The following is a 26441-nucleotide window of genomic DNA, read 5'->3' on the forward strand; positions in this document are numbered from 1 at the left end:
GGATGGTCCGGCTGACCGTTCAGCGAACGATGCCGCCGCAGCGCCCCGCGCGGTGCACGCGGGCCACTGCGGCTTGCAGGCAAGGCGAAACTCTGGCACGGCCGGGGCATGGCCGATCCCGTCTCGCACCCCGTCACCGCGGCTTATGACCGCATCGTCGCCGAAGGGCGGATCAAGGACGACGCTGCCCAGCGCGCGGTGCTGCCGGCGCTCGACCGGCTGGTCGCGGCAGTGGCGCGCGCGCCGGCGGCCAGCAAGCCCGGGGGACTTCTGGGCCGCATCTTCGGCGCGGCGGCCAAGCCTCCGCCCGGGCCGGTGGCGCGCGGGGTTTATCTCTGGGGGGGCGTCGGGCGCGGCAAGTCGATGCTGATGGACCTGGTGGTCGGCGCCGCCCCCATAGCGGAAAAGCGCCGGGTGCATTTCCACGAGTTCATGCAAGAGGTCCAGGCCGGGCTCAACGACGCCCGCCTGCGCGGCGACGCCGATGCGGTGCGGCCGGTGGCCGAGTCCATCGCCGCCTCGACCCGGCTTTTGTGCTTCGACGAGATGCAGATCACCGACATCGCCGATGCGATGATCGTCGGGCGGCTGTTCCAGCTGCTGTTCGAGAAAGGGGTGACGGTGGTCACCACCTCGAACCGGGTGCCCGAGGACCTGTACAAGAACGGCCTCAACCGCCAGCTTTTCCTGCCCTTCATCGCGCTGATCCGGGAACGGATGCAGGTGATCCGGCTCGATTCCGACCGCGACCACCGGCAGGGCCGGGCCGCAGGCGGGCAGGTCTGGTTCACGCCCGAGGACGGCAACCGCCGCGCCACGCTGGACGAGATCTGGGACGAGCTGACCGGCGCCGCCCCTGCCTGCCCGCGCGCGCTGGAGCTCAAGGGCCGCAGCGTCACCATTCCGGCCGCGCATGAACGGGTGGCGCGGGCGGATTTCTATGACCTCTGCGGGCGGCCGCTGGGACCGGCGGATTACCTGGCCATCGCCGAGGCGTTCGATGCGCTGATCATCGACGACATTCCCTGGCTTGGCCCGGGGAACTACGACATGGCGAAACGTTTCGTCACCCTGATCGACGCGCTGTATGAGGCCAAGGTCAAGCTTTTCGCCTCGGCCGCCGCCGAGCCCGAGCGGCTCTACCCCGAGGGCCGCGGCGCCTTCGAGTTCGAGCGCACCGCCAGCCGCCTGAACGAGATGCAGGCCGCCGACTGGGCCTCGGATCGCGCTACTGGCGAAACCGCGCCCTAACCGTTCTCACGCAGCCGCCCCGCCGGATGGGCCGCGGCCAGCGCCGCGACCGCCTGCGCCAGATCTGGCGCGGTGCTGGCGGGAATGCCGGCCTTGCGGGCAAAACCGGCCATGTCCCTGGATCGTTACAGACGAAACCGCGCCCTAGCCGTTTTCGCGCAGCACACGCCCGGCCAGATACAGCGAGCCGCAGATCAGCAGCCGCGCCCCCGGATGGGCCGCGGCCAGCGCCGCAACCGCCTGCGCCACATCGGGCGCGGTGCTGGCGGGGATGCCGGCATCGCGGGCAAAAGCGGCGGTGTCGTCGGCCGAGAGCGTCGCGGCCTCGCCCGCGATGCTGACCGCGGTCAGGGTTTCCACCTGCGGCGCCAGCGCGCGCAGATAGCCGCCGACGTCCTTGGTGTTCAGCATCCCGCAGATCAGATGCGTGGGCCGCGGCGGCAGTTCGGCCAGCGTCGAGGCGACCGCCTGCCCTCCGGCCGGGTTGTGGCCGCCGTCGAGCCACAGCTCGCAGCCCGCCGCCACCAGCGGCCCTTGGCGCAGCCGCTGCATCCGCGCGGGCCATTCGACCCCGGTCATCGCCGCTGCGGCCTCGGCCTGGCCGAAGCCCAGCTCGCGCAGCGCCGCCACCGCGGTGCCGGCGTTGCCGGTCTGGAACGGCCCCGGCAACGCCGGCAGCGGCAGGTCCAGCAGCCCGCGCTCGTCCTGGAACACCAGCGCCTGACCCTCGCGCGCGATGGTCCAGTGCTGGCCGGCAACCGACAGCGGGCAGCCCAGCCGGGCGGCGCGCGCCTCGATCACCTCCAGCGCCGCATCCTCTTGCCGGGCCACCACGCAGGGCACCCCGCGCTTGAGGATACCGGCTTTCTCGCCGGCGATCTCGGGCAGGGTCTCGCCCAGATATTGCGTGTGGTCGATGCTGATCGGGGTGAGAACCGTCAGCCGCGGCCGCGCCACCACATTGGTCGCATCCAGCCGCCCGCCAAGCCCGACCTCGAGCAGGGTGAAATCCGCAGGCACCCGCGAGAACGCCAGGAATGCGGCGGCGGTGGTCACCTCGAAAAACGTGATCGGACGGCCGGCGTTGACCGATTCGACCTCGGCCAGCGTCGCGGCCAGCATGTCGTCGGGGATCAGTGCGCCTGCCAGGCGGATGCGTTCATTGAACCAGGCCAGATGTGGCGAGGTATAGGCGTGGACCCGCAGCCCCGCCGCTTCCAGCCCCGCCCGGATGAAGGCCTGGGTCGAGCCCTTGCCGTTCGTCCCCGCCACATGGATCACCGACGGCAGTCGGTCCTGCGGGTCGCCCAGATCGGACAGCAGCCGCTGCACCCGGTCCAGCGACAGGTCGATCACCTTGGGATGCAGCGCGGTCAGGCGCTGCAGGATCGCATCGACGGCGGCGGTCAACTCAGTCGCGCCCGGTGGCAGCGGGCGCGGGCTCGGCGCCGTTTTCGGCGGTTTCCGGTGCGGCGGGCGGGGTCGAGGTCGGCGCGGCCGGCAGGGCCGAGGGCAGCACCCCGGGCGCCGGCAGGTCGGCCACCACCGGCGCCGACAGCCCGCCCAGCATCCTCAGGATCGAGATCAGCTCCTCGCGCAGCTTCTTGCGATGGGTCACCCGGTCCAGCATCCCGTGTTCCAGCAGGTATTCGGCGCGCTGGAACCCCTCGGGCAGCTTCTCGCGGATGGTCTGCTCGATCACCCGGGGGCCGGCGAAGCAGATCAGCGCATTGGGCTCGGCGATCTGGATGTCGCCCAGCATGGCGTAGCTGGCGGTGACGCCGCCGGTGGTCGGATGGGTCAGCACCACGATATAGGGCAGCCCGGCCTCTTTCAGCATCTGCACCGCGACGGTGGACCGCGGCATCTGCATCAGCGACAGGATGCCTTCCTGCATCCGGGCGCCGCCGGCGGCGGAAAACAGCACCAGCGGGCGCTTGAGCTTCACCGCGCGTTCGGCGGCGGCGACGATGGCGTTGCCGACATACATCCCCATCGAGCCGCCCATGAAGTTGAAATCCTGCGCGGCGGCGACGATCGGGGTGCGCCCCATCTCGCCCTCGGCGACCAGCATCGCCTCTTTCTCGCCGGTGGATTTCTGCGCGGCCTTCATCCGCTCGGGGTATTTCTTCTGGTCGCGGAACCCCAGCGGGTCGGCCAGCGGCTCGGGCACCTTGACCTCGACGAAGACCCCGCCGTCGAACAGCGCGGTGAACCGCGCGCGCGGCGAGATCGCCAGATGGTGATCGCAGTTCGAGCAGACGTTGAGGTTGTCGGCCAGTTCCCGGTGAAACAGCATCGTCCCGCATTCGGGGCATTTGGTCCACAGGTTCTCGGGCACTTCGCGCCGCGAAAACAGCGAGTTGATGCGCGGCCGGACGTAGTTGGTGATCCAGTTCATCCTGTTGCCCCTGCCTGACGGTTCGGGCGTGAAATAGGCCGCCGGGACGGATGATGCAACGCAAAGCCGGAATCCGGGCCGAGACGACGGGCAAGTGCCGGACCGGGGCTCTGCCCCGGACCCCGGGATATTTAAGAACCGCCCGAAAGAGCAGACAGCGCAATACGCCACCTTCTTTCATCTTGCCGGAAATATCCTCGGGGTCCGGGGCAGACAGCCCGCACCACCGTCGGCCCGCTTGCCATCCCGCCCGCCGCGCGGCAATCACCGCGGCATGGATGGGACGGACAGGGACAGGATCGCCGCGGGGATGCGGGCCGGGTTGCCGGTGGCGCTGGGGTATCTGCCGGCGGCCTTCGCCTTTGGCGCCGCGGCCAGTGCCATCGGGCTGAGCGCGCCCGAGGTCGGCGCCATGTCGGCCATCGTGTTTTCCGGCGCCAACCAGGCGTTCCTGCTGGCCGCGATCCCGGCGGGGATGCCGGTCGTGCTGATGGTGGCGCTGACCGCCGCGGCCAGCCTGCGGCACCTGCTTTACGGGCTGGTGCTGCGCGACCGCATCGGCGGCAGCCGTCCCCAGCGCGCCGCATTCGCCTATGGGCTGACGGATGAGGTGTTCGCCACCGCCCTTGCCGCCAGCACCGGCGATCATGGAAAGGCTCGCCCCGGCGGCCGCTGGCTGATCGGCCTGGCCCTGACCGCCTGGGCGGCGTGGAGCCTGGGCAGCGTCGCCGGCGCCGCCGCGGGCGACGCGCTGCGGCGCTTAAGCGAATCGGCCGCCGCCGCCATGGGCTTTGCCCTGCCCGCGCTGTTCATCGGGCTGATGCTGGGCGCCCTGCGGCGCGAGGTCGCGGTGCCGGTGGCGCTTGCCGCCGCCATCGCCGCGCTGGCCGTGCTGTCGGGCCATGCGCAGCTGGCCATCCCCGGCGGCGCGCTGGCGTGCCTGAGCGCAAGGTGGTTCCGTTGAGCGCGGCGCTGTGGCTCGCCTTTGCCCTCATCGGGGCGCTGACCTATCTGACCCGCGTCCTGCCGCTGCTGTCGCGCCGCCGCGGCAGCGGGGCGCCGCCGCCTGCGTGGCTGGACGCGCTCGGCCCCTGCATCCTCGCCGCCATCGCCGTCGCCGTGCTGCTGCCCGAGGCCCGCGCCGCGCTGGCCGCGGACAGCTGGCGCCCCTTTGCGCTGGGATCGGCCGCCGCCGCCGCGGTCATGCTGTGGCGCCGCGATGCCGGGCTGGCGACGCTGGCCGGGGTTGCGGCCTATTGGCTGGCGATCTGAGACAACGCCCCCTCCCCAGCACCCTTGCCCGCCGGGCCGCGCGGGACTATTCCACCTTCAGCCAGAGGGGATTGCCATGAAGAACACGCGCTTCGACAAGTCGAAACTGCCCAGCCGTCACGTCACCGAGGGGCCGTCGCGTGCCGCGCATCGCAGCTATCTTTACGCGATGGGCATCACCGAAGAGGAAATTCACCAGCCCTTCGTCGGCGTCGCCACCTGCTGGAACGAAGCCGCGCCCTGCAACATCGCCCTGAACCGGCAGGCGCAGTCGGTGAAGATGGGCGTCAAGAAGGGCGGCGGCACCCCGCGCGAATTCACCACCATCACCGTGACCGACGGCATCGCCATGGGGCATGAGGGGATGCGCTCGTCGCTGGCCTCGCGCGATGCCATTGCCGACACGGTGGAACTGACCATGCGCGGCCATTGCTACGACGCGCTGGTCGGGCTGGCGGGCTGCGACAAGTCGCTGCCGGGGATGATGATGGCGATGGTGCGGCTGAACGTGCCCTCGGTCTTCATCTACGGCGGCTCGATCTTGCCGGGCAAGTACAAGGGCCGCGACATCGTGGTCCAGGACATGTTCGAGGCCGCCGGCCAGCACGCCGCCGGGCTGCTGTCGGATGCGGAACTGGCGATCATGGAAAAACTGGCCTGCCCCTCGGCCGGGGCCTGCGGCGGCCAGTATACCGCCAACACCATGGCCTGCGTGTCCGAGGCGATCGGGCTGGCGCTGATGAACTCGTCGGGGGCGCCGGCGCCCTATGAATCGCGCGACGCGTTCGGGGATGCCTCGGGCGTGGCGGTGATGAACCTGCTGGAAAAGAACATCCGCCCCCGCGACATCGTGACCCGCAAGTCGCTGGAAAACGCCGCCCGCGTGGTCGCCTGCACCGGCGGCTCGACCAATGGCGGGCTGCACCTGCCGGCCATCGCGCATGAGGCGGGGATCGACTTCGACCTGTTCGACGTCTGCGACATCTTCCACGACACCCCCTATTTCGTGAACCTGCGCCCGGGCGGCGAATATGTCGCCAAGGACCTCTATGAGGCCGGCGGCATCCCGGTCGTGATGAAGGAACTGGCCCGCGAAGGCCTGCTGCATCTGGACTGCATCACCGCATCCGGCCGCACCCTGGGCGAAGAGCTGGACGACATCCGGGGCGAGCCCGACGGCCGCGTGATCCACCCCGTCGCCACCCCGCTCAGCAAGACCGGCGGCGTGGTCGGGCTGCGCGGCAACCTTGCCCCCGACGGGGCCATCGTCAAGGTCGCCGGCATGGCCGAGGAAGACCAGATCTTCACCGGCCCGGCGCTGGTCTTCGAATGCGAGGAAGACGCGTTCGAGGCGGTGCAGAACCGCACCTACCAGGAAGGCTGCGTCTTCGTCATCCGCAACGAGGGCCCCGCCGGCGGTCCGGGGATGCGCGAGATGCTGGCCACCACCGCCGCGCTGTCCGGCCAGGGCATGGGCAAAAAGGTCGCGCTGATCACCGACGGCCGGTTTTCCGGCGCCACCCGCGGCTTCTGCGTGGGCCACGTCGGCCCCGAGGCCGCGCATGGCGGCCCGATCGCGCTGATCCGGAACGGCGACATGATCACCATCGACGCAATCAAGGGTGAAATCTCGGTCGATCTGTCCGACGAGGAGCTCGCCCGCCGCAAGCAGGACTGGGCCGGCCCGCGCAAGACCGACTATGCCTCGGGGGCGCTGTGGAAATACGCGCAGCTGGTCGGCTCGGCCCGCTACGGCGCCGTCACCCACCCCGGCGCCAAGGAGGAAACCCACGTCTACATGGACCAGTGACGGGACGGGGACCGATGACGGAGCGGCGGCGATGAAGCTGCGCCCGCGGCGCTGGCTGGCCGACCGGCTGCGGCTGCACGGCTGCGGACAATGGGACGCCCTGGCCGAACGCGCCGGGGCGCTGCCGCCGGGGCGGCTGCGGCGGCTGCGCGACGAAGGCCGGGCGCTGCGCCGCGACCTCGACCGTTTCATCGCCCGCGCGCAGCTGCGGCTGGACGGGACCGGGCGGGCGGCGGATGTGCCGCATCTGCCGCCGGGGACCGACTGGCGCTGGCGCCCGGGGGTGCTGCTGGCGCGGCTGGACCGCCCCGGCATCGCCGCCCCCGACAGCGGCACCCGGCTGGGCGAGGAAACCGGCCTCTGGCACGACTGCGTTTCGCGGGCGCTGGTGCTGCGGCAGCTGCCCAACCGCTCGGCCGCCGATCTTGCCCCCTATGGACTGCAGCTGGAAACCATGGGGTTCCGGGGCAGCTATCTGTCCATCGCCATCGACCTGCCGCCCGAAAGCCTGGCCGGGCTGACCCGCGGCCATATCCTGCGGCTGGACAGCGTGCTCAGCGTCGAACGCCCGCTCAGCATCTTTGCGCGGCTGAACATCGGCCACGGCCCGAACACCGACAGCGCCCTGCGCCACCTGGGCGATTTCCGCCCCGACGAGACCACGCCGAGGGTGGTCGAGTTCGACCTGCATTATCTCGACATCAACGAGCGGCGGCTGGAAAAGATGTGGCTCGACCTGATCTTCGAGGCGCCGCAGATGAACGCGGCCCGGATCCGCGACCTGTTCCTGTCGCGCCACCCCCGCGCCCAGGTCTGACAAAGGAAACGCCATGCCCGGACGGATCACCGCCGCAGATGTCTCGTCGCTGGGGCTTCGCCGCGGGGTGTGGGAATGCACCTGGCGCAGCCCCGCCCCGCCGCCGCGCGTGGCGCTGACGCTCGAGGGGCGCACGGTGGCGCTGGCCCAGCTGACCCCCGAAGACGAAGGCAGCTGGCGCGCCAGCGCCCGGATCCCGCCCGAAACCCTGTCCGACGGCGCCCAGACCTATGTGCTGGTCGCCGACGACGGCGACGGCACCGAGGACCCCCGCCCCGGCGCCACCCGCCTGGCGCATCTGCCGCTGCTGGCCGGCGAGGCGCTGGCCGACGACCTGCGCGCCGAGATCGACCTGCTGCGGGCCGAGATGGACCTGCTCAAACGCGAACTCCGCCGCCTCGCCACCGGCTGAGCCGAGCTGCCGCGCGTCCCGCGGCAGCAGGACTGCGGCGGCCCGGCTGAAAGATGCCGCGGCTGGTGGGATACCGCAGCTGCTCGCAACTCCCCGGCGCCCGGCATGATGCCCGTTCAGGACGCCATGACTGCTGTCCGGCTGCCGCCGGTGCCACCCGCTTGGCGCATCTGCCGCTGCTGGCCGGCGAGGCGCTGGCCGACGACCTGCGCGCCGAGATCGACCTGCTGCGGGCCGAGATGGACCTGCTCAAACGCGAACTCCGCCGCCTCGCCACCGGCTGAGCCGCGCTGCCGCGCGTCCCGCGGCAGCAGGACTGCGGCCAGCCCGGCCCGGCAGGATGCCCGCTCAGGACGCCGTGGCTGCTGTCCGGCTGCCCGCGCCTGCCCGTTGTCCCTTGCTTTCGAACGCCCGGGAAACGACGCCGCACAGCCCGCAAGACCCCCGCCTGCCCTCTTTCATCTTGCCTCACATATCCCGGGGCTTCCGAGCGCCCGAAACAGGAGGCGGGCCAAAATACAGAAGGCCGTTACCCGCTTTCAGGCTTACTCTGTAAAAATATCCCGTTCTTTCTTGTAAGAACATTTTTGCCTCCCTGCACCCGGAACAGGGGGCGAGTTAGAAAACAGAAGCCCGTTTCCGGCTTTCCCGCCTTCGACTTTCTTGCAAAAGCATCCCGGTTTCCGGGCACCCACAACAGGGGGCGGCTCAGGCAACAGAACCCCGTTCACCCGCTCTCCCCAACTCCTTCTTCCTTGTAAAAATATCCCGGGGGTGCGGGGTGCCCCCCCCAGTGGTGCCGACATCACCCCTGTCGCCAATAGGAATACCCGCCGATCTCGGAAAACCCCAGCCGCGCGTAGAATGCGCGCGCGACCGCGTTGTCCTCGGTCACCGACAGGCCCAGCTGCGCCGCGCCTTGCGCGCGGGCAAAGCGGGCGGCGCGGCGTACCATCCAGGCGCCCAGGCCGCGGCCGCGCCATTGCGGCAGCACCGCCAGCGCGTGCATCAGCGCGACCTCGCCCTGCACGGCGACGAAACAGGCCCCGGCGGCGCGATCCTCCATCCGGCCGATGATCGCGGCCTTGGGGGTCTGCACCCGCTCCATGATCGCCTGCCGCTCGGGACCGACGTCGCAGGCCAACCACAGCTCGCGCTGGATCGCCAGCGGCGGCCACAGTGCCATGGCAGTGACCGAGGGAATCTCGGGCTCGCACAGCGGCGCCACCGGGCTGGACAGGATCAGCGTCGGCTCGCTCTCGGCGTAGCCGCGCCGGCGCAGCGCGTGGGCCAGCGCCGCGTCCTCGCGCTCGACCGCGAACAGCGCCGGCTGGCCCCAGGCGCGGTGGCGGGCCTCGGCAGCCTCGACATCGGCGCCGATGCCGCCCTGGCCGGCCGGGGCCGCATCCTCGAGCCGGCGCGCGCAGCTGACGCGGCCGCCGCCGCCGGCGCCGCGCCCGACCACCAGCCCGCCGGCCAGCACATATTCCGCCGCCGGCCAGGTCGCGGCCCAGGCCGCATCGAACGCCCCCGAGATCATGCGCCGAATCTTTCGACCAGCGCGGCGCGAGCCCGCTCGACCTCGCCCGCGTCCAGACCGCGCACCACCACGTTGGTGCCGTAGCCGCGATCGTCGCGGAACGGGTAGCTGCCCAGCGACAGCGAAGGATGGGCGTCGGCGACGGCGCGCAGATCCTCGGCGACCTCGGATTCCGGGCGCAGCACCTCGATGGTGGCGGATTGCACCGGGCGGCCGGTGGCCAGCTGCGGCACGATCGCCTCGACCATGCTGCGAAAGACCGAGGGCACCCCCGCCATCACATGCAACCCGCCGATGGAAAACCCCGGCGCCGCCGACACCGCATTCCGGATCAGCGTGGCGCCGCGGGGGATGCGGGCCATGCGCAGGCGGCTTTCGGTGATCTCGACCCCGCGCGCGCCCCAGTGCTCTTCCATCACGCGGCGGGCATCGGGGTTCAGCTCCAGCGCCGCGCCATAGGCCTCGGCCACGGCGTCGGCGGTGATGTCGTCATGGGTCGGCCCGATCCCGCCCGAGCTGAACACCATGTCCCAGGCGCCGCCCAGATGCCGGTCCAGCGCCCGCAGCGCCGCCACGATGGCCGCGTGATCGTCGGCCACCACGCGGATTTCACGCAGGTCGATGCCGATCGCGTTCAGCACGTCGGCCAGGTGATGGGCATTCAGGTCGCGGGTGCGACCGGACAGGATTTCGTCGCCGATCAGCAGGATGGCGGCGGTCGGATTGTCGGACTGCATCGGGGTTCCCTTCGCTTCGGGCGCCATAATGACAGGCTGCCGGGCCGGGACAAGGCCGTCCCGCAGGAAGCGGGGGGCTGGAACAACCGCGCTGCCGGGTCTATCTCGGACGATAAAGCGAAAGGACCGTCCGATGAACGAAGCCCGCGTCACCCGCGAGGGGATCCGTATCCATGCCGCCGAGGATTTCGCCGGGATGCACGCGGCCGGGCAGCTGACGGCGCGCATCCTCGACGAGGTGGGCAGCCGCGTCCAGCCCGGCGCCACCACCGCCGAGATCGACGATTTCATCCGCCTCCGGGTCGAGGAGCTGGGCGCGACCAGCGCCACCATCGGCTATCGCGGCTACCAGCACGCCAGCTGCATCAGCGTGAACCACGTGGTCTGCCACGGGATTCCGGGCGACAAGCGGCTGGCCGACGGCGACATCCTTAACATCGACGTGACGGTGATCCTGGACGGGTGGTTCGGGGATTCCAGCCGGATGTATGTGGCGGGCACGCCTTCGGTCAAGGCGCGGCGGCTGATGCAGGTCACCCATGACGCGCTGATGAAGGGGATCGAGGCGGTGCGACCCGGCAACAGCTTCGGCGACATCGGCCACGCCATCCAAGCCTATGCCGAGGGCCACCGCATGTCCGTGGTGCGCGATTTCTGCGGTCACGGCATCGGGCGGGTGTTCCACGCGCCGCCGAACGTGCTGCATTTCGGCCGTCCCGGCAAAGGCCCGCTGCTGGAGGAAGGGATGTTCTTCACCATCGAGCCGATGATCAACCTCGGCCGCCCGGAAACCAAAGTGCTGGCCGACGACTGGACCGCCGTCACCCGCGACAAGTCGCTGTCGGCGCAGTTCGAACACGCAATCGGCGTCACCGCCGACGGCTGCGAGATCTTCACCCTCTCGCCCGCCGGCAAGTTCTTCCCCAGCTTCTGAACGACGCGCGGCGCCATCCCCAGAAAAGCAGCCGCTTCCCCTGCCCGGCCTCCAATGCTTCGGGCGGTCACAAATATCCTCCGGGGGTGCGGGGGTGGAAAACCCCCGCTCCGGCCGCGCCACCTGCACCAGCCGCGCCAACCCCGGCGCGACAGCCTCAGGCGTCGACCACCGCCACCTCGGCCTCGGCGCCATCGGTGAACTGCAGCCGCGCCAGCCGCGCGTAAAGCCCGCCCTGCGCCACCAGCTCGTCATGGGTGCCCTGCTGCACGATGCGGCCCTCGTCCAGCACCACGATGCGGTCGGCCTTTTTCACCGTCGCCAGCCGGTGCGCCACGATGATGGTGGTGCGCCCCTCGGCCACCGCGTCGATGGCGTCCTGCACCAGCCGCTCGGACTGCGCGTCCAGCGCGCTGGTGGCCTCGTCCAGCAGCAGGATCGGGGCGTCGCGCAGGATGGCGCGGGCGATGGCGATGCGCTGTTTCTGGCCGCCCGACAGCATCACCCCGCGCTCGCCCACCTGGGAATCATAGCCCTGCGGCAGCGACATCAGGAACTCATGCGCATTGGCGGCGCGGGCGGCGGCCTCGATCTCGGCATCCGTCGCCTCGGGGCGGCCGAAGCGGATATTCTCGCGTGCGGTGGTGGCAAAGATCACCGGGTCCTGCGGCACCAGCGCGATGGCGCGGCGGAAATCGCTGCGGGCCATGGCGCGCAGGTCGATGCCGTCGATGGCGACATGCCCCTCGGCCGGGTCCCAGAAGCGCTGGATCAACTGCACCACCGTGGTCTTGCCCGAGCCCGAGGGCCCGACCAGCGCCACGGTCTCGCCGGGGCGGATGGTCAGCGTCACGTCGCGCAGGGCGGACACGTCGGGCCGCGTCGGGTAATGGAAGCTGACGCCGGCGAACTCGATCCCGCCGCGAGCCGGGCGCGGCAGCGCCACCGGGTGGGCGGGGTCGCGCAGGGCATCCTCGGTCGCCAGCAGCTCGCCCAGACGCTCGGTGGCGCCGGCGGCGCGCTGCAGCTCACCCCAGATCTCGGACAGCGCCCCGGCAGAACCGGCCACCAGCACCGCGTAGATGACGAACTGCACCAGCTCGCCCACGCTCATCGCGCCGGCGCGCACGTCGCGGGCGCCAATCCACAGCACGCCGACGACCCCGGCAAAGATCAGAAAGATCACCGCCGCGGTCATCAGCGCCCGGATGCGGATGCGCCGCTCGGCCGAGGCATAGGCGGCCTCGGTCACCCGGGCGAAGCCCTGCCGCGCGGGCTCTTCGGCGGTAAAGGCCTGCACGGTCTGCGCGGCCAGCAGATGCTCGGACGCAGCACCCGAGGAATTGGCGATCCAGTCCTGGTTTTCGCGCGACAGCACCCGCAGCCGCCGCCCCAGCACGATGATCGGCACCAGCACCAGCGGCACCAGCAGCAGCAAAAGCCCGGTCAGCTTCAGCGAGGTGAACAGCAGCATCACCATGCCGCCGATCACCACCACGGTCTGGCGCAGCGCCAGCGACACCGAGCTGCCGATCACCGACAGGATCAGCGTGGTGTCGGTGGTGATGCGGCTGATGATCTCTCCGGTCATCACCCGCTCGTAGAACGCGGGCGACAGGCCGATCACCCGGTCGAAGACCGCGCGGCGGATGTCGGCCACCACCCGTTCGCCCAGCAGGGTGACCAGCGCGTAGCGCAGCGCCGTGCCCACCGCCAGCAGCGCGGCGATCGCCAGCGCCGCCAGGAAATACTGGTCCAGCAGCCCCGCGCCCTGATCGAAGCCGTCCACGATCCGGCGCACCGCGACCGGCAGCACCAGGCTGACCGCGGCGGTCAGCAGCAGCGCCGCCAGCGCCGCCAGCAGCCGCAGCCGATAGGGCCGCATGAAGGGCCACAGCGCCTTCAGCGCGCCGATGCGCCTGGTGGTCGGGCGATCGACAAGGGTCGAGGGTGAGCGGGCCAATTCTGCCTCCCGGTTCATGGGACTGGCCCCGTTTAGGCGCGGGGGGGCCGCAGGGCAACCCGTGCCCCCGCGGCCCACGCCCGCCACCAGCCGGCGCAGCGCCCACGCCCCCCGGACCGGCCCCCCGCCGCCCGCCCCATCGCGACCGCGCAAACCCTGCCGAAACCCCGAAGCTCACGCCTGCCCGGCTGCTTTCATCTTGCCGAAAATATCCCGGGGCTTCCGAGCGCCCGGAATAGACGGCGGATCAGAAAACAGCCCCCGAGGCGGAGGGGGCGGTGGTTCTTCATCATCCAAATATCCCGGGGGTGCGGGGGCTGGCCCCCGCTCCGGCGGCGACGCAAAGCCAGCGGCTCAGACCGCCCCCATCACCGCGCCGATGGCGGCGCAGGCGGCGACCGCGAAACCGGCGTCGATCAGCGTGGTGAGCATGGGCCGCGAGGCGTGGGTGTTCTCGATCACCAGCCAGGGCGAGACCAGCGCCGCGCCGATCAGCGCCCCCCAGCCGGCGCCGGTCACCATCCCGTCGATGCCGGCGCGCAGGAACAGCACCCGGATCATCGCCGACACCGCGACCAGCCCGACCCCGGCCAGCAGATAGGGGGTGACCGGGCGGTCGCGCGGGTCGCCGATATTGCGCACCTGCAGGGCCGAGGCGCTGGCATAGACCCCATCCGCCAGCCGATAGATGATGGCGCCGATCACCCAGGCGAGGATCGCGGCGGCGATCACGATCATCAGCTCCATCCGCTACTCCCCACCCTGCGCGTCGCGGGACAGGCGCAGCACCGCGTCCCATTCGTCCTGCGTGACCGGCTGCACCGACAGCCGCGAATGCGTCACCAGCATCATGGCGGCGAATTGCGGGTCGGTCTTGATCGTGGCCAGCGGCACCGGCCGCGCCAGCTTTTCCACCGCGCGCACGTCCACGCATTCCCATTTCGGGTCGTCGGCGGTCGAATCCGGGTGCGCCTCGGCGATCACCTCGACGATGCCGACGATCTCCTTGCCGATGTTGGAGTGATAGAAGAACCCGCGGTCGCCCAGCCGCATCTCGCGCATGAAGTTGCGGGCCTGGTAGCTGCGCACCCCGTCCCATTCCTCGCCGGCGGCGCCTTTCGCGACCAGATGATCCCAGGAAAACACGTCCGGCTCGGACTTGAACAGCCAGAGCCTCATCCGATCGCCTTCTTCCACTCGGTCACCTCGACCGCGGCGAATACATCCGCCGCCGCATAGGGGTCGGTCGCGACCCAGGCTTTCGCCGCCGCCAGATCCTCCGCCTCGATCACCACCAGCGAGCCGACGGGGGCGCCGTCCTCGATCAGCGGCCCGGCGAACTGCACGCCGCCATGGGCGGCCAGCCAGTCCAGATGCGCGGGGCGGGTGGCGGCGCGGGTCTCGACACGGCCGGGCTTGTCCCGGCAGATCACGGCATAAAGCGGCATCATTCCTCCTTGAGCGGACGTGCGAGCAAAAGTCGCATTGCCTTTTTAACGTCAACCTGCCCAGCGGCAAGCCCGGCAATCAGGGTCGAGATCGGCATCTCGACCGATTCGGCGGCGGCGATGGCGGCGACGGCGCGGGCGGTGGCGGCGCCCTCGACCGTGATTGCGGGGTCGAAACCCTCGCCCCGCCCCAGCGCCAGCCCATAGCGGAAGTTGCGCGAGCCCTCGGATGTCGCGGTCAGCACCAGATCGCCCAGGCCCGAAAGCCCGGTCAGCGTGTCGGCCTCGGCCCCGCGATGGACGGCGAAGCGGGTCATTTCCGCAAATCCGCGGCTAATGATGGCGGCACGGGCGGAATCGCCCAGACCCGCGCCGATGGCGACGCCCGCGGCGATGGCGATCACGTTCTTCAGCGCGCCGCCCAGTTCCGCCCCGGTCACGTCGGTGGTGCGGTAAAGCCGCAGCACCGCGGTCGACAGCGCATGTTGCAGCCGGTGCCCTACCGCCGCGTCGGCGCAGGCCAGCGTCAGCGCCGTCGGCAGGCCGCGGGCGATATCGGCGGCAAAGCTGGGGCCGGTCAGCACCGCCACCACCGCCGCCGGGCAGGCCGAGCTCATCATCCGCGCTGGCGACTGCCCGCTGGCCAGGTCGATGCCCTTGGCGCAGCTGACCAGCGCGCGCCCGTCCAGATGCGCGGCATGTGCGGCCAGAAACCCCGACAGCGCCTGCGCCGGCACCGCCAGCAGCAGGATCTCGGCCGCGGGCAGCGTCTCGGTCACCGTCACCGCGTCCGGCAGCCTCACCCCGGGCAGAGCCGGGTTTTCGCCGCTCCAGCCGATGCGGCGACCCCAGAGCGTGACCGGCCCGTTCGCCGACAGCGCCACCGCCAGCGCAGTGCCGAATGCGCCCGCGCCCAGGATCGCGATGTTCCCGCTCATGCCTTTGCCCCCCGCTTGCCGGCGCCCAGCATCGGGGCGGCGCGTTCGTCCAGCGGCCAGCGCGGCCGCGCGGCCAGATCCATGCCGTCGCGGTGGCCCAGGCGAAAGCGCTCGATCCCCGCCCAGGCGATCATCGCGGCGTTGTCGGTGCACAGCGCCAGCGGCGGCGCGACAAAGCGCACGCCCTCTGCCTCGGCCACCTGTTCCAGCGCCGCGCGGATGGCGCGATTCGCGGCGACGCCGCCGGCGACGGCCAGCACCGGCACCGCGGCCAGCGCCAGCGCGCGGCGGGTCTTTTCGGCCAGCACCTCGGCCACCGCCTGCTGGAACCCGGCGCAGATATCGGCGCGCATGCCCTGGCGCAGCCCGCCGTCCGCCGCCACCGCCTGATCGCGCAGCCGCAGCACCGCGGTCTTCAGTCCCGAAAAGCTCAGGTCGCAGCCCGGGCGGTCCAGCAGCGGCCGGGGCAGCGCCACCGCGGCGGGATCGCCGCGCGCGGCCTCGGCTTCCACCGCCGGGCCGCCGGGCTGGGGCAGGCCCAAAAGCTTGGCCACCTTGTCGAAGGCTTCTCCGGGGGCGTCGTCGATGGTGCCGCCCAGCCGGGTGAAGTCCTCGGGCCCGCGGACCAGCAGGAACTGGCAATGCCCGCCCGAGACCAGCAGCATCAGATAGGGAAAGCCGATGCCGTCGGTCAGCCGCGGGGTCAGCGCATGCCCGGCCAGGTGGTTCACGCCGACCAGCGGCAGCCCGGTCCCGGCCGCCAGCCCCTTGGCCAGCATCACCCCGGCCATCACCCCGCCGATCAGCCCCGGCCCCGCCGTCACCGCAATCGCATCCAGGTCGCGCAGGGTGACGCCGGCCTGCGCCAGCGCGGCCTCGACACAGTGATCCAGCCGCTCGGCATGGGCGCGGGCGGCGATTTCCGGCACCACGCCGCCGAAATCCGCGTGCAGCGCCGCCTGCCCCGCCACGACCGAGGACAGCACCCGCCGGTCCCCGGTCACGACAGCGGCGGCGGTGTCGTCGCAACTGCTCTCGATCCCAAGCACGGTCAGGGTCATGGTTGTATTCACGGGTCTGCTGCGGCTTATCGGGGGGTAACACCGGTTGCGAGGAAACGCCATGCAAGAGCCAGCGCCCGATTTTGCCCCCCCTGAATCTGTCCCCGTGGTGCTGCTGATCCGTCCGCAAGAGGCGGCCGAGCGCTTTGCCGCAAGGATCGCGCCCATGGGGCTGCGCGCGCTGATCTCGCCGATGCTGCGGATCGTGCCGGTTCCCCATGACGCGGCGGCGTTGCAGGCGGCGCAGGGGCTGGTGTTCACCTCGGAAAACGGTGTGCGCTTTGCCGGGCCGGGGCGGGGGCGGCCGGCGTGGTGCGTGGGGCCGAGGACGGCCAAGGTCGCCGCCGCCGCAGGTTACGACGCCATCACCGGCCCGGGGGATGCGGCGCGGCTGATCCCGCTGATTTCCGACCTCGGGCCCGGCTGGCTGCACGCGCATGGCACCCATCTGGCGGCAAGGCTGCCGGTGCCGGGGGTGGTGGTCTACGACCAGCAGGCGCTGCCGCTGTCGGCGCCGGCACAGGCGCTGCTGCGCGGGCGCGGGCCGGTGATCCTGCCGCTGTTTTCGCCCCGCTCGGCGCGGCTGGCGGCGCAGGCGCTGGCGCCGCTGGCCGCCGAGGGGCCGTTGGCGCCGCTGTGGCTGATCGCCATCAGCGAGGCCGCACGCAAGGCGTGGCAGTCGCACTGGCCCCACCCGCCGCTGCCCGCGGTGGTGACCGACACCCCCGACGCCGAAGGGGTGCTGCGCGCGCTTTCCCCGCAAGAGCGCGGGGAACGCAGCGACATCGCGGCGGGTTGAGCAGTTCCCCCGGCCCGTCTAGGTTTGGCGCGATCGCGCCGCCTGCGGCGCCATCCAGACCAAGGTTTTCGACCGTTCCGCGGGCCGGCCCAGCCCCCGGATTGCGCCCCTCGACTGCAAGGACTCGCCGCGCCATGACCAAACGCCCCGATGCCGCCCCGCCCAAGGGCTCCTCGAAAACCGCCCCGGAAACGCCTGCAAAGCCGGCGGCACAGGCGGCCGCGCCGGGCACGCTGGTCCCCTCGCACGGGATCGGGGACGGACGGGCGGGCGCCGCGCCCCCCCGCGATCCGGCCCCGGCAATCGAATCGACACTGGTCGGGACGGGCGGCAAATTGCCCCCGATGAGCCCGCGCCCCGCCGCATCCGGGGCCGAGAACCGGGGTGCGCCGCTGCGACTTGAAGCCGCGGCCGGCGGGGCGGGCGAAGCCGCTCACGGCGCGACCGAGGCCGGCAAGGACAAGCCCGGCGCGAAAGGGATCACCGAGGACGGGACGGCGGCCAAGGCGGGCAAGGCCGTGGCGGGCGCCGGACTGCCGCGCCCGGGCGCGCCCGCCGCAGGGGCCGCGGCCGAGACGCGGGCCGCGACCGCAACTGCTGCGCCGACTCAGGCAGCCGCATCCGTTGCGCCGCCCGCCTCCTCTTCGGCAGCCTCCACTGGCCGCATTGCAGCCGCTGTGCCACCGGCCTCCTCTGAAGCCGCCACGGCCCGCGCCGCCTCCGCCCCCATCCCCGCCGCAGCACCCCCCGCCGCCCCGCCCCCGCGGCGCGGCGGATTTGCGCCGATGGTGCTCGGCGGCATCGTCGCCGCGGGACTGGGTGCCGGGGCAGCGTGGGTCGCCATCCCGCGCCTGCCCGCCGCCTGGCAGCCCGTGGCCAGCACCCCGGCGCCCGACCCCGCCGCCCTGGCCGACGCCGCCCGCGAGGCCGGGGCCGAGGCTGCGCGCACCGAACTGGCCCGCGCCGGCACCGAGATCGAATCGCGTGCCGTCGAGGCCGCGCGCGAGGCTGCTGCCGCAGCCGCCACCTCTGCCGCCGACGCCAGCCTCGCGCAGGGGCTGGCGCAGGGGGACGCGCTGCTGGAACAGGCGCGGCAGGCCGGGGCCGAGGCTGCCACCAAGCTGCTGGCCGAGGCGCCCGCGGGCGCCAACGGCGAGGCCGACCCTTCGGTGCAGGCCGCGCTGGCCGCGCAGGCGCAGCAGCTGGCCGCGCTGGACAAGGCGCTGAACGACGCGCTGGCGGAACTGCGTGCCGCACCCGCCACGGATGCCGGGGCCGCGCCCGCGGCCGAACTCGCCCCCCGGATCGAGGCGCTGGAACGGCAGCTTGCCACGCTGGCCGAACGCCCCGCCGTCGACCCCGAGGCGCTGGCGCAGTTGCGCGCCGATGCCGAATCCGCCACCGCCCGCATCCTGGAAGCCGCCGAGCAGGCGCAGGCGCAGCTCGCACAGGCCGAATCGCGCGCAGGCGAGCTTGCCGCCGCCGCGGACGAGGCCGCCCGCCGCGCCCGCACCGCCAGCGCCGCCGTCGCCCTGTCCGAGGCGCTGCAGACCGGCGCCCCCCGCCAGCAGGCGCTGAGCGCGCTGGCCGAGGCCGGGGTCGAGCCCTCGCCCGCCCTGACCGGCGAGCTGCCGACGCTCGAGGCGCTGGCCGAAGGGTTCGCCCCCGCCGCCCGCGCCGCGCTGCGCGACGCCCGCGCGGCCGAGCCCGCGCAGGGCACCGGCAGCGTCATCGGCAATTTCCTGCGCGCCCAGACCGGCGCCCGCTCGGTCGCCCCGCGCGAGGGCGCGGACGCCGATGCGGTGCTGTCGCGCGCGGGCGATGCGGTGCAGCGCGGCGCCATCGCCGCGGCGCTGGACGAGCTTTCAGCCCTGCCCGAACCCGCCCGCCCGGCCATGGCCGACTGGACCGCGCAGGCGCAGGCCTATGTCGCCGCCCAGGCGGCGCTTGGCGCGCTGGTCGCGCCCGGCGAGGCCGCGCCACCGGCGGCCCCCGCCCCCGACGCATCCGCACCGGCGCCCGCCCCGGGCCAGTCGCCGCCCGCCGGAACCGCTGCCGCCCCCTCTGCTGCCGCCCCATCCAACTGAGGTCCTCCGAAGATGCTGCTCACGCTTCTCAAGGTCACGTTCTTCTTCGGCGTCGTTCTGGCGGCGGCACTGGGGGCGGTCTATCTGGCCGAACACGGCGCGCCGCTAATCATCCAGTTCAACGGGATGGAATACACGCTGGGCCCGATGCAGGCGGCGGTGGCGGCGATCCTGGCGCTGTTCCTGGCGTGGCTGGCGGTGCAGGCGCTGCGCATCCTCTGGGCCTTCCTGCGCTTCCTGGCCGGGGACCGCACCGCCATCGACCGCTATTTCGACCGCTCGCGCGAGCGCAAGGGCTACCGGGCGCTGGCCGAGGGGATGCTGGCCGTCGCCTCGGGCGAGGGGCGGGCGGCACAGGCCCATGCCCAGAAGGCCGCGAAATACCTGGACCAGCCGCATCTGACCAACCTGCTGGCCGCGCAGGCGGCCGAGACCGCGGGCGACGCCAGACATGCCGAGCAGGTCTATCGCACCATGCTGACCGACCAGCGCACCCGCTTCGTCGGCATCCGCGGGCTGATGCAGCAGCGGCTGGCGATGGGCGACACCGCCACCGCGCTGCGGCTGGCCGAAAAGGCTTACGCGCTGAAGCCCGCCCATACCGGGATGCAGGACGCGCTGCTGGACCTGCAGACCCGCGCCCATGACTGGAAGGGCGCGCGCACCACGCTCAAGGACAAGCGCCGCCACGGGCTCTTGCCCAAGGACGTGGCGATCCGCCGCGACGCGGTGCTGGCGCTGCAAGAGGCGTCCGAGGTGCTGGCGCAGGGCAATTCGATCAGCGCGCGCGAGGCCGCGATCAGCGCCAACCGCGCCTCGCCCGACCTGGTGCCGGCCGCGGTGCTGGCCGCGCGCAGCTACCTGGCGCAGAAGGACCCGCGCAACGCCGCGCGGCTGCTGCAAAAGACCTGGGCGGTGCAGCCCCACCCCTCGCTCGCCGCCGCCTATGCCGAGATCGAGCCGGACGAGACCCCGGCCCAGCGGCTGCGCCGCTTCGGCGAGCTGATCCGCCAGAACCCCGACCACGAGGAATCGCGGCTGCTGCAGGCCGAGCTGGCGCTGGCGGCCGAGGATTTCCCCGCCGCCCGCCGCGCCCTTGGCGACCTGGCCGAGACGCACCCGACCGTGCGCTCGATCGCGATCATGGCGGCGGTGGAACGCGGCTCGGGCGCCGACGACAGCGTGGTGCGGGCGTGGCTGGCGCGCGCGATGAACGCCAGCCGCGGCCCGCAATGGGTCTGCGAGAACTGCCACAACATCATGTCGGAATGGTCGCCGGTCTGCGACAGCTGCCACGGCTTCGACACGCTGAGCTGGCGCGAGCCGCCGGTCGCCGGCCGTATGGCCACCGCCGGCAACGGCGTCGAGATGCTGCCGCTGATCATCGGCCGCCCGGCCGAGGCGGGGGCGAGCGCGCCAGCCGCGGACACCGCCCGCCCGGAAACCCCGGCGCTGCGCCCCGTCCCCGCGACCGAGCCGCCCCCGCAGCCCCCGGCTCCCGAGAAGGTGGCGGCCGAGGTGCCGGTGGTCCGCCCCGGCTACATCCCGCGCGAATCGGACTATGCGCCCTCGGTCACGCTGACCCACCGCGAGGCGCCCGCCCCGGCCGCGCCGAAAGCGGCAGCCGCGATCACCCCGCCCGGCGACGGCATCGACGCGATTACTGGGGCCCGCCCAACGGTCAGCGGGACGGAGCCCCCCGCCCCGGCCGCCGCATCCTCCGCAGCCCCGGCCACAGCGCCCGCCCCCACGGCAGGCGACCCGCCGGTGCGCCCCGACGTGGAACCGCCCGAGCAGGCCGCCGCCGCAACCGCGGAATCGCGCTGACCCCCTTTCCCTGCCCGCGCGAAGGTGCTAACTCGCGCGGGTCAGGCCGCAGTAGCTCAGCTGGTAGAGCACGTCATTCGTAATGATGGGGTCGGGGGTTCGAGTCCCTTCTGCGGCACCATTTTCCCCGATATGGGGGTGAAAATATCCATGACTATCCGATAGATAGACAGCAGCTCCCTTGGTGCACATTCAAGCATGCACGGGCATATATCGGAGCGAACCTTTCAGAGAGGGTATGAGAAAAACCGTGACCCCCAGCGGTTTCGGCGGCCCCTTCCCTGTAGAATGAATACCGCGCAGAACCTACGAATATCATCGACCAGATGGCAGCTGTTCCGCTGGCCCATACCTGTTGCGTCGCACCAGCTTCCGGACGGAAAATTTTGCCCGCTGGTGTTCAGGTTCCGACCCAGCCGCGCCAATCCTGACAGCTAAGGCCGCCTCTTCCCGACCCTGGCCGTCAGGATCACCACCACGCGGCAATGGCGGCGGCGGCGAGACGGCGGCAGTGTTGCCAGGTGGCGACGACGGTGGTGGTGCCGAGGACGCGCTCGGCCTCCGGCCACGGCGATCAGGCGCTGGCGCAGCTTTTCTCGCCCTCGCTATCCGCATCGGCGAAAGCGGCAAGGAACGCATCCTCGGCCACCGTCTCGTTGACCCAGAAGGCCAGCTTATCGTCCCCGATGCGCAGAGAGTTATCCGAGCCCTTGGCCAGCAACGCGTTCAAGGCCGGAACACATCGGCGGTCTGCTCGACGATCGAGGTATAGGGGATGACATGGATCAGCCGCCGCAGCCCGTGGCAAAGTGCATGATCGATGCCGAATCCGAGCGAAGTCAGCGTCTTGCCGCCGCCCGTGGGCACCGTCAGCATGAACAGCCCGGGCCGGTGGGCGGCCTGGGGGCGGGCATGTGCCAGCACGCGCCGGCGCAGCTCGTTTACCGGGCCGCTGCCGGCAAGCCGCCCCATATAGGCGTCGAATGCGGCCCGATGGGTGTCACCAGCACATGCGCCCGCGGATCGGCGGGCTTGTCTTCAGCCCGGTCGTAGAACCTTGCGGTTTCCCAATCATCGCATCGGTCAGGCAGCCGTAGAGCATGCGGATCAGGAATTGCAGTCGATAGGCGGACCGGGTCCCGATCCTGCAGAACTCTGGCCAGTGGCTGCATCTCGGCCAGCGCTTGCGGGAAGGAACACCATTCCGGCAAGGTAACAGGTTCCGTGGCGGCAAGACGATTCTGCAACCGCTCGAGATTGGGCAGACGCCCGTGGTGCCCCGCAATCGCCCCCACCAGGCTGCGGGCAAAGCCCCGGCCCGGTGCAGGACCAGCGCGCCCTCGCCGGAATGCGGCACGTCATTCCGGGCACCGGTAAGCTTGGCCTGAAAGCCCGGCTTGACCTTGCCCAGATCGTGCAAAAGCCTCAGCACAGGCGCCGCGGCCCGCAACCGAAGGCTTCCGCCCGCGCTGCCGCGGCCCGGGCGACCTGTGTTGAATGCGTTTCCGGCGGTTCCCATTCACGGGGCGGGCGGTTGCTCAGGCTATGGGCATAAACCAACTGAAATCATCCATGATCTGAAAAGCGCACGGGATATTTCAGCACGATATTACCATTCGGAAATCCAAGGCAAGCCCGCCGATCATCCCGCAGCCATCCCGCCCGGCTTTCGCGGAAGCCGAGGCGCAGCAGGCGGCATCTGCCGTCGCCCGCCCGCTCAACCATGCCAAGATTTCGGCACAGCAGCGACGATCACTGCACCGCGGCGCCCCGCTAGCCGCACAGCCGATGCAGGTTCGGGACATGTTTGCGGAAATAATCCTCGCCGAGATGCCGCGCGACGGCGCGGTGGATCTCGACCGCGGTTTCATCCATCAGGCTTTCGATGCGGAACAGCGGCCCGGCGACGGTTGCCGAAAAGATACGCCCGCCAAGCACCAGCGGCACCGAAACCCCGCCCAGATCGCGGCTGAAAGCAGAGGCACTGCGGAAAGATCCGCGTTGCAGCGAATCGGCAATGCTTTTTTCGACCTCGGCCACGCTCAAGGGGCTTCCGGGGCCGAACTCCTCGAACACTGCCTTGCGCAGGATCGCGGCTTTCTGGGGTTCCGTCATCTGGCTCATGATCGCCTGGCCGGTCGCCGTGCCGTGGATCGGCACGCGCTTGCCCGGCTCGGCGGTATAGCGCACGGCGTGGGCGGACTGAAACACCGCCAGCACAACGGCAGATTGTCCGCTGGCGGCCGAAATCCAGGTGGTTTCCCCCGAGCTGTCGGCAAGGTCGCGGATCAGCGCCAGCGCCGCCTGCGGCAGCGGTTCCGCGCTTGCCACGTCCTGCGCCAGCGCCAGCCAGCGCGCCGTGGGGTAAAACCCGCCCCGCGGTCGGGGTTCATACAGGAAACCCCGGTCCACCAGCGTCTGGATCAGGTTGAAGGTGCTGGATCTGGGCCAGCCGAAATGCGTGGAAAGCTCGGCGAGATTGGCCGATTTCTGTTCGCGCGCAAAATACTCAAGCAGATCAAGCACATTTGCAGCCTGTTTCACCAGCATGATCGGCTCCGCCCCAACTTCAGGTCCATGTCCGTGGACCATAAATCCCGGATTTTTTGGTTTCAAGGCATTTTCGGGTTGACACCTCGTCCTGCCTTGCGGCTATCCTGCGTTCATGGACTTAAAGTCCCGATATATGGACTTAATTGGAAAAGTGCGGAGGAAATGGTCATGGGTCCCCTGGCGGGTTTGCGCATCATCGACATGTCGTCAGTGCTGATGGGGCCCTACTCCACGCAGTTGCTGGGTGATTTCGGCGCCGATGTGATCAAGGTCGAATCGCCGGACGGCGATCTGGTCCGTCAGATCGGACCGGCGCGCAATTCCGGCATGGGGCCGCTGTTTCTGAATGCCAACCGGTCCAAACGCTCGATCACCCTGAACCTGAAACGCCCCGAGTGTCGCGATGCGCTCTTGCGACTGTGCCGGGATGCGGATGTGCTGGTCTATAATGTCCGGCCCAAGGCCATGGCCCGGCTGGGGCTGTCCCACGAAGATGTCGCGGCGGTCAATCCGCGGATCATCTATGCGGGAATGTTCGGCTATTCGCAGGACGGTCCCTATGCCGACCGGCCGGCCTATGACGATCTGATCCAGGGTGCCTCGACACTGCCCTATCTGTTTTCGCGGGTGAACGAGGGGCAGCCGCGCTATGTGCCCTCGGCGGTGGCCGACCGCGTGGTGGGGCTGGTCGCAGCCAGCGCAATCCTCGCCTCGGTCGTCGAGCGCGACAAAAGCGGGTGCGGCCAGCGCGTGGACGTGCCGATGTTCGAAACCATGGTGTCCTTCGTGCTGGGCGACCATCTGGGCGGGCTGACCTTTCAGCCGCCACTGGATAACGGCGGCTATGCGCGGCAACTGTCCGCGGACCGGCGCCCCTATCAGACGCTGGACGGGCATATCTGCGCGCTCATCTACAACGACGGACACTGGCAGCGCTTTTTCGCCGCGATCGGGCGGCCCGAAATGCCCCAGGCCGATCCGCGCTATCGCAGTTTCGTTTCCCGGATGGCCCATATCAACGAGGTCTATGGCGAGCTGGCCGAGATCTTCCTGACCCGCACCACCGCCGAATGGATGGACCTGCTGGAAAAGGCCGATGTGCCTGCGATGCCGATGTATGATTTCCAAGGTGTCCTGAACGATCCGCATCTGGTCGCGACCGGCTTTTTCCAGACCGTCGAACATCCCAGCGAAGGCAGCATCCGCCAGATGGGCGTTCCGGCGCAGTGGTCGCGCACCCCTGCGGTTCCATCGCGGCTGGCGCCCCGTCAGGGGGAACAGGGCGCCGAGATTCTGCGCGAGGCCGGGTTCACGGAAGACGAGATCGCCGATCTGACCGCCACCGCACCCGCCGAACAGGCGCCGTCCACCGCCATTGAAATCTGAGGGGGAAACCGGAATGAACTTTGAGCTGACCGAGGAACAGGAAGCCATCCGCGATGCCGTCGCGGCGATCTGCGCGCGTTTCGACGACGACTACTGGCTGGCGCGCGACCGCGACGGCGAATTCCCCCATGATTTCTATGACGCGCTGGCGCGTGAAGGCTGGCTGGGCGTCTGCACCCCCGAGGCGCATGGCGGCGCCGGGCTGGGCATCACCGAGGCGGCGCTGGTCATGCGCACGATTTCGGAATCCGGGGCGGGGATGACGGGTGCGTCCTCGGTGCATATCAACATCTTCGGCCTGAACCCGGTGGCGGTTTTCGGCACCGAAGAGCAAAAGGCGCGGATGCTGCGGCCGATGGCCGAGGGCCGCGAAAAAGCCTGCTTTGCCGTGACCGAGCCCAACACTGGGCTGAACACCACCCAGCTGAAGCTGCGCGCCATCCGCCAGGGCGACAAATATGTGGTCAACGGGCAGAAGGTGTGGATCTCGACCGCGCAAGAGGCCGACCGCATCCTGCTCTTGGCGCGCACCACCCCGCTGGAAGAGGTCGAAAAGCCGACGCGCGGGCTGAGCCTGTTTTATACCCGCTTTGACCGGGACCGGATCCGGGTGCGCGAAATCGAAAAGATGGGCCGCAAGGCCGTCGATTCCAACGAACTGTTCTTCGATGAATTTGAAATCCCCGCCGAGGATCTGATCGGCGAGGAGGGCCGCGGCTTCGAGTATATCCTGCACGGGATGAATCCCGAGCGCGTCCTGATCGCCGCCGAGGCCGTGGGGCTGGGGATGCTCGCCGTTTCGCGCGCGGCGAAATACGCGAAAGAGCGCATCGTGTTCAACCGGCCCATCGGGCAGAACCAAGCCATCCAGCATCCGCTTGCCAAGTGCTGGGCCGAACTTGAGGCGGCGTGGATGATGGTGCTGGCGGCGGCCTCGCAATACGACCGGGGCCTGCCCTGCGGCGCGGCGGCCAACGCGGCCAAGTATCTGGCGGGCGAGGCCGGGTTCAGCGCCTGCGAGACCGCGGTGATGGCCCACGGCGGCTTTGGCTATGCCAAGGAATATCACGTCGAGCGCTACCTGCGCGAGGTCTTCATCCCCCGCATTGCGCCGATCAGCCCGCAGCTTTGCCTGTCCTATCTGGCCGAACGTGTCCTGGGGCTGCCCAAGTCCTACTGACACCGCCGCAGCGCCCTGGGGAGGG

26 protein-coding genes and 1 tRNA gene are annotated in these 26441 nt (G+C 70.6%); 14 read left to right on the forward strand and 13 right to left on the reverse strand.

Translation table 11 applies throughout. The features are described 5' to 3' along the window. Positions 1-108 precede the first annotated feature (108 nt). A complete protein-coding gene (zapE, locus tag BUB57_RS04515) occupies positions 109-1251 on the forward strand; it encodes a cell division protein ZapE (protein WP_073062810.1) in 1143 nt (380 codons plus the stop codon). Between the two features lie 144 nt (positions 1252-1395). Here the strand turns inward: zapE and BUB57_RS04520 are convergent, their stop codons facing one another. Both BUB57_RS04520 and accD read right to left on the reverse strand, forming a co-directional pair. Next, positions 1396-2661: a bifunctional folylpolyglutamate synthase/dihydrofolate synthase gene (locus BUB57_RS04520; RefSeq protein ID WP_073062811.1), complete on the reverse strand. Its 1266-nt coding sequence runs from the start codon at positions 2659-2661 to the stop codon at positions 1396-1398. A gap of 1 nt (position 2662) precedes the next feature. Then, a complete protein-coding gene (gene accD / locus BUB57_RS04525) occupies positions 2663-3652 on the reverse strand; it encodes an acetyl-CoA carboxylase, carboxyltransferase subunit beta (RefSeq protein ID WP_073062812.1) in 990 nt (329 codons plus the stop codon). Positions 3653-3926: 274 nt separating this feature from the next. Between accD and BUB57_RS04530 the strand changes: the two genes are divergently transcribed. The 6 genes from BUB57_RS04530 (at position 3927) to BUB57_RS17240 (ending at position 8247) form a co-directional block, all read left to right on the forward strand. Continuing rightward, positions 3927-4616 carry an AzlC family ABC transporter permease gene (locus BUB57_RS04530; RefSeq protein WP_073062813.1) on the forward strand — a complete coding sequence of 230 codons (690 nt, stop codon included), beginning with the start codon at positions 3927-3929 and terminating at the stop codon, positions 4614-4616. After that, entirely contained in the window at positions 4613-4924 is a 312-nt protein-coding gene (locus tag BUB57_RS04535; protein WP_073062815.1) for an AzlD domain-containing protein, read from the forward strand. The genes BUB57_RS04530 and BUB57_RS04535 overlap by 4 nt, the downstream gene beginning before the upstream one ends. A 76-nt stretch (positions 4925-5000) precedes the next feature. Further along, a complete protein-coding gene (ilvD, locus tag BUB57_RS04540; RefSeq protein WP_073062816.1) occupies positions 5001-6734 on the forward strand; it encodes a dihydroxy-acid dehydratase in 1734 nt (577 codons plus the stop codon). 31 nt (positions 6735-6765) lie between these two features. Continuing rightward, positions 6766-7551, forward strand: coding sequence for a DUF6478 family protein (locus BUB57_RS04545; protein WP_073062817.1), 786 nt, complete (start codon positions 6766-6768; stop codon positions 7549-7551). Between the two features lie 13 nt (positions 7552-7564). Beyond that, positions 7565-7963 carry a hypothetical protein gene (locus BUB57_RS04550; protein WP_073062818.1) on the forward strand — a complete coding sequence of 133 codons (399 nt, stop codon included), beginning with the start codon at positions 7565-7567 and terminating at the stop codon, positions 7961-7963. Positions 7964-8124: 161 nt separating this feature from the next. Then, the gene (locus BUB57_RS17240; RefSeq protein ID WP_268801858.1) at positions 8125-8247 is read left to right on the forward strand and encodes a hypothetical protein; all 123 of its coding nucleotides are present in this window, start codon (positions 8125-8127) and stop codon (positions 8245-8247) included. 521 nt (positions 8248-8768) lie between these two features. Here BUB57_RS17240 and BUB57_RS04555 read toward each other — a convergent pair. Continuing rightward, positions 8769-9503, reverse strand: coding sequence for a GNAT family N-acetyltransferase (locus BUB57_RS04555; protein WP_073062819.1), 735 nt, complete (start codon positions 9501-9503; stop codon positions 8769-8771). Continuing rightward, complete coding sequence (locus BUB57_RS04560; RefSeq protein ID WP_073063642.1) at positions 9500-10240, reverse strand: competence/damage-inducible protein A; 741 nt, start codon at positions 10238-10240, stop codon at positions 9500-9502. The genes BUB57_RS04555 and BUB57_RS04560 overlap by 4 nt, the downstream gene beginning before the upstream one ends. A 133-nt stretch (positions 10241-10373) precedes the next feature. Here BUB57_RS04560 and map point away from each other — a divergent pair, with 133 nt between their 5' ends. After that, complete coding sequence (map, locus tag BUB57_RS04565; RefSeq protein WP_073062822.1) at positions 10374-11174, forward strand: type I methionyl aminopeptidase; 801 nt, start codon at positions 10374-10376, stop codon at positions 11172-11174. A 157-nt stretch (positions 11175-11331) separates the two neighbouring features. On the opposite strand, the gene BUB57_RS04570 is transcribed toward map, so the two are convergent. The 6 genes from BUB57_RS04570 to tsaD all read right to left on the reverse strand — a co-directional run bounded on the left by BUB57_RS04570 (position 11332) and on the right by tsaD (position 16584). Further along, on the reverse strand, positions 11332-13137 hold the full coding sequence (locus BUB57_RS04570; protein WP_073063645.1) for an ABC transporter transmembrane domain-containing protein: 1806 nt from the start codon (positions 13135-13137) through the stop codon (positions 11332-11334). Between the two features lie 354 nt (positions 13138-13491). Continuing rightward, positions 13492-13884: a DUF1761 domain-containing protein gene (locus BUB57_RS04575; protein WP_073062825.1), complete on the reverse strand. Its 393-nt coding sequence runs from the start codon at positions 13882-13884 to the stop codon at positions 13492-13494. Positions 13885-13887: 3 nt separating this feature from the next. After that, positions 13888-14316 carry an EVE domain-containing protein gene (locus BUB57_RS04580; RefSeq protein WP_073062834.1) on the reverse strand — a complete coding sequence of 143 codons (429 nt, stop codon included), beginning with the start codon at positions 14314-14316 and terminating at the stop codon, positions 13888-13890. Next, positions 14313-14588, reverse strand: a complete 276-nt coding sequence (locus tag BUB57_RS04585; protein WP_200796408.1) for a YciI family protein — start codon at positions 14586-14588, stop codon at positions 14313-14315. The genes BUB57_RS04580 and BUB57_RS04585 overlap by 4 nt, the downstream gene beginning before the upstream one ends. After that, positions 14585-15523, reverse strand: coding sequence for an NAD(P)H-dependent glycerol-3-phosphate dehydrogenase (locus BUB57_RS04590; RefSeq protein WP_073062836.1), 939 nt, complete (start codon positions 15521-15523; stop codon positions 14585-14587). Before BUB57_RS04590 ends, BUB57_RS04585 begins: the two co-directional genes overlap by 4 nt. Then, positions 15520-16584 carry a tRNA (adenosine(37)-N6)-threonylcarbamoyltransferase complex transferase subunit TsaD gene (gene tsaD / locus BUB57_RS04595; RefSeq protein WP_073062839.1) on the reverse strand — a complete coding sequence of 355 codons (1065 nt, stop codon included), beginning with the start codon at positions 16582-16584 and terminating at the stop codon, positions 15520-15522. Before tsaD ends, BUB57_RS04590 begins: the two co-directional genes overlap by 4 nt. Before the next feature lie 61 nt (positions 16585-16645). On the opposite strand from tsaD, the gene BUB57_RS04600 reads away from it, so the two are divergent. From BUB57_RS04600 to BUB57_RS04615, 4 genes are all read left to right on the forward strand, one after another. Beyond that, positions 16646-17383 carry a uroporphyrinogen-III synthase gene (locus BUB57_RS04600; protein ID WP_073062841.1) on the forward strand — a complete coding sequence of 246 codons (738 nt, stop codon included), beginning with the start codon at positions 16646-16648 and terminating at the stop codon, positions 17381-17383. Between the two features lie 134 nt (positions 17384-17517). Further along, positions 17518-19470 (forward strand): COG4223 family protein, encoded by a 1953-nt coding sequence (locus tag BUB57_RS04605; protein WP_073062844.1) that lies wholly within the window; start codon positions 17518-17520, stop codon positions 19468-19470. 12 nt (positions 19471-19482) lie between these two features. Beyond that, a complete protein-coding gene (locus BUB57_RS04610) occupies positions 19483-21297 on the forward strand; it encodes a heme biosynthesis protein HemY (RefSeq protein WP_073062863.1) in 1815 nt (604 codons plus the stop codon). A gap of 45 nt (positions 21298-21342) precedes the next feature. Further along, positions 21343-21418, forward strand: a tRNA-Thr gene (locus BUB57_RS04615). 453 nt (positions 21419-21871) lie between these two features. On the opposite strand, the gene BUB57_RS16720 is transcribed toward BUB57_RS04615, so the two are convergent. The 3 genes from BUB57_RS16720 to BUB57_RS04625 form a co-directional block, all read right to left on the reverse strand. Continuing rightward, positions 21872-22027 (reverse strand): hypothetical protein, encoded by a 156-nt coding sequence (locus BUB57_RS16720; protein WP_159435552.1) that lies wholly within the window; start codon positions 22025-22027, stop codon positions 21872-21874. Then, a complete protein-coding gene (locus BUB57_RS04620; protein WP_073062866.1) occupies positions 22024-22269 on the reverse strand; it encodes a hypothetical protein in 246 nt (81 codons plus the stop codon). The genes BUB57_RS16720 and BUB57_RS04620 overlap by 4 nt, the downstream gene beginning before the upstream one ends. Positions 22270-23070: 801 nt before the next feature. Continuing rightward, the gene (locus BUB57_RS04625) at positions 23071-23823 is read right to left on the reverse strand and encodes an IclR family transcriptional regulator (RefSeq protein ID WP_159435553.1); all 753 of its coding nucleotides are present in this window, start codon (positions 23821-23823) and stop codon (positions 23071-23073) included. Between the two features lie 195 nt (positions 23824-24018). Here BUB57_RS04625 and BUB57_RS04630 point away from each other — a divergent pair, with 195 nt between their 5' ends. Both BUB57_RS04630 and BUB57_RS04635 read left to right on the forward strand, forming a co-directional pair. Beyond that, positions 24019-25236 (forward strand): CaiB/BaiF CoA transferase family protein, encoded by a 1218-nt coding sequence (locus BUB57_RS04630; RefSeq protein WP_073063651.1) that lies wholly within the window; start codon positions 24019-24021, stop codon positions 25234-25236. Positions 25237-25249: 13 nt separating this feature from the next. Next, positions 25250-26416, forward strand: coding sequence for an acyl-CoA dehydrogenase family protein (locus BUB57_RS04635; RefSeq protein WP_073062873.1), 1167 nt, complete (start codon positions 25250-25252; stop codon positions 26414-26416). Positions 26417-26441: the final 25 nt, after the last annotated feature.

The organism is Paracoccus solventivorans, from assembly GCF_900142875.1.
Lineage (GTDB): Bacteria > Pseudomonadota > Alphaproteobacteria > Rhodobacterales > Rhodobacteraceae > Paracoccus > Paracoccus solventivorans.

Bases quoted from the DNA above. Each gene is read 5' to 3' on its own strand.
- BUB57_RS04600 (WP_073062841.1), top strand. From the start codon at position 16,646: ATGCAAGAGCCAGCGCCCGATTTTGCCCCCCCTGAATCTGTCCCCGTG.
- BUB57_RS04575 (WP_073062825.1), bottom strand. From the start codon at position 13,884: ATGGAGCTGATGATCGTGATCGCCGCCGCGATCCTCGCCTGGGTGATC.
- BUB57_RS04550 (WP_073062818.1), top strand. From the start codon at position 7,565: ATGCCCGGACGGATCACCGCCGCAGATGTCTCGTCGCTGGGGCTTCGC.
- zapE (WP_073062810.1), top strand. From the start codon at position 109: ATGGCCGATCCCGTCTCGCACCCCGTCACCGCGGCTTATGACCGCATC.
- BUB57_RS04635 (WP_073062873.1), top strand. From the start codon at position 25,250: ATGAACTTTGAGCTGACCGAGGAACAGGAAGCCATCCGCGATGCCGTC.
- BUB57_RS04590 (WP_073062836.1), bottom strand. From the start codon at position 15,523: ATGAGCGGGAACATCGCGATCCTGGGCGCGGGCGCATTCGGCACTGCG.
- BUB57_RS04555 (WP_073062819.1), bottom strand. From the start codon at position 9,503: ATGATCTCGGGGGCGTTCGATGCGGCCTGGGCCGCGACCTGGCCGGCG.
- BUB57_RS04585 (WP_200796408.1), bottom strand. From the start codon at position 14,588: ATGATGCCGCTTTATGCCGTGATCTGCCGGGACAAGCCCGGCCGTGTC.
- ilvD (WP_073062816.1), top strand. From the start codon at position 5,001: ATGAAGAACACGCGCTTCGACAAGTCGAAACTGCCCAGCCGTCACGTC.
- BUB57_RS04620 (WP_073062866.1), bottom strand. From the start codon at position 22,269: ATGGGGCGGCTTGCCGGCAGCGGCCCGGTAAACGAGCTGCGCCGGCGC.
- map (WP_073062822.1), top strand. From the start codon at position 10,374: ATGAACGAAGCCCGCGTCACCCGCGAGGGGATCCGTATCCATGCCGCC.
- BUB57_RS04545 (WP_073062817.1), top strand. From the start codon at position 6,766: ATGAAGCTGCGCCCGCGGCGCTGGCTGGCCGACCGGCTGCGGCTGCAC.
- BUB57_RS04580 (WP_073062834.1), bottom strand. From the start codon at position 14,316: ATGAGGCTCTGGCTGTTCAAGTCCGAGCCGGACGTGTTTTCCTGGGAT.
- BUB57_RS04530 (WP_073062813.1), top strand. From the start codon at position 3,927: ATGGATGGGACGGACAGGGACAGGATCGCCGCGGGGATGCGGGCCGGG.
- BUB57_RS04630 (WP_073063651.1), top strand. From the start codon at position 24,019: ATGGGTCCCCTGGCGGGTTTGCGCATCATCGACATGTCGTCAGTGCTG.
- BUB57_RS04605 (WP_073062844.1), top strand. From the start codon at position 17,518: ATGACCAAACGCCCCGATGCCGCCCCGCCCAAGGGCTCCTCGAAAACC.
- tsaD (WP_073062839.1), bottom strand. From the start codon at position 16,584: ATGACCCTGACCGTGCTTGGGATCGAGAGCAGTTGCGACGACACCGCC.
- BUB57_RS04610 (WP_073062863.1), top strand. From the start codon at position 19,483: ATGCTGCTCACGCTTCTCAAGGTCACGTTCTTCTTCGGCGTCGTTCTG.
- BUB57_RS04560 (WP_073063642.1), bottom strand. From the start codon at position 10,240: ATGCAGTCCGACAATCCGACCGCCGCCATCCTGCTGATCGGCGACGAA.
- accD (WP_073062812.1), bottom strand. From the start codon at position 3,652: ATGAACTGGATCACCAACTACGTCCGGCCGCGCATCAACTCGCTGTTT.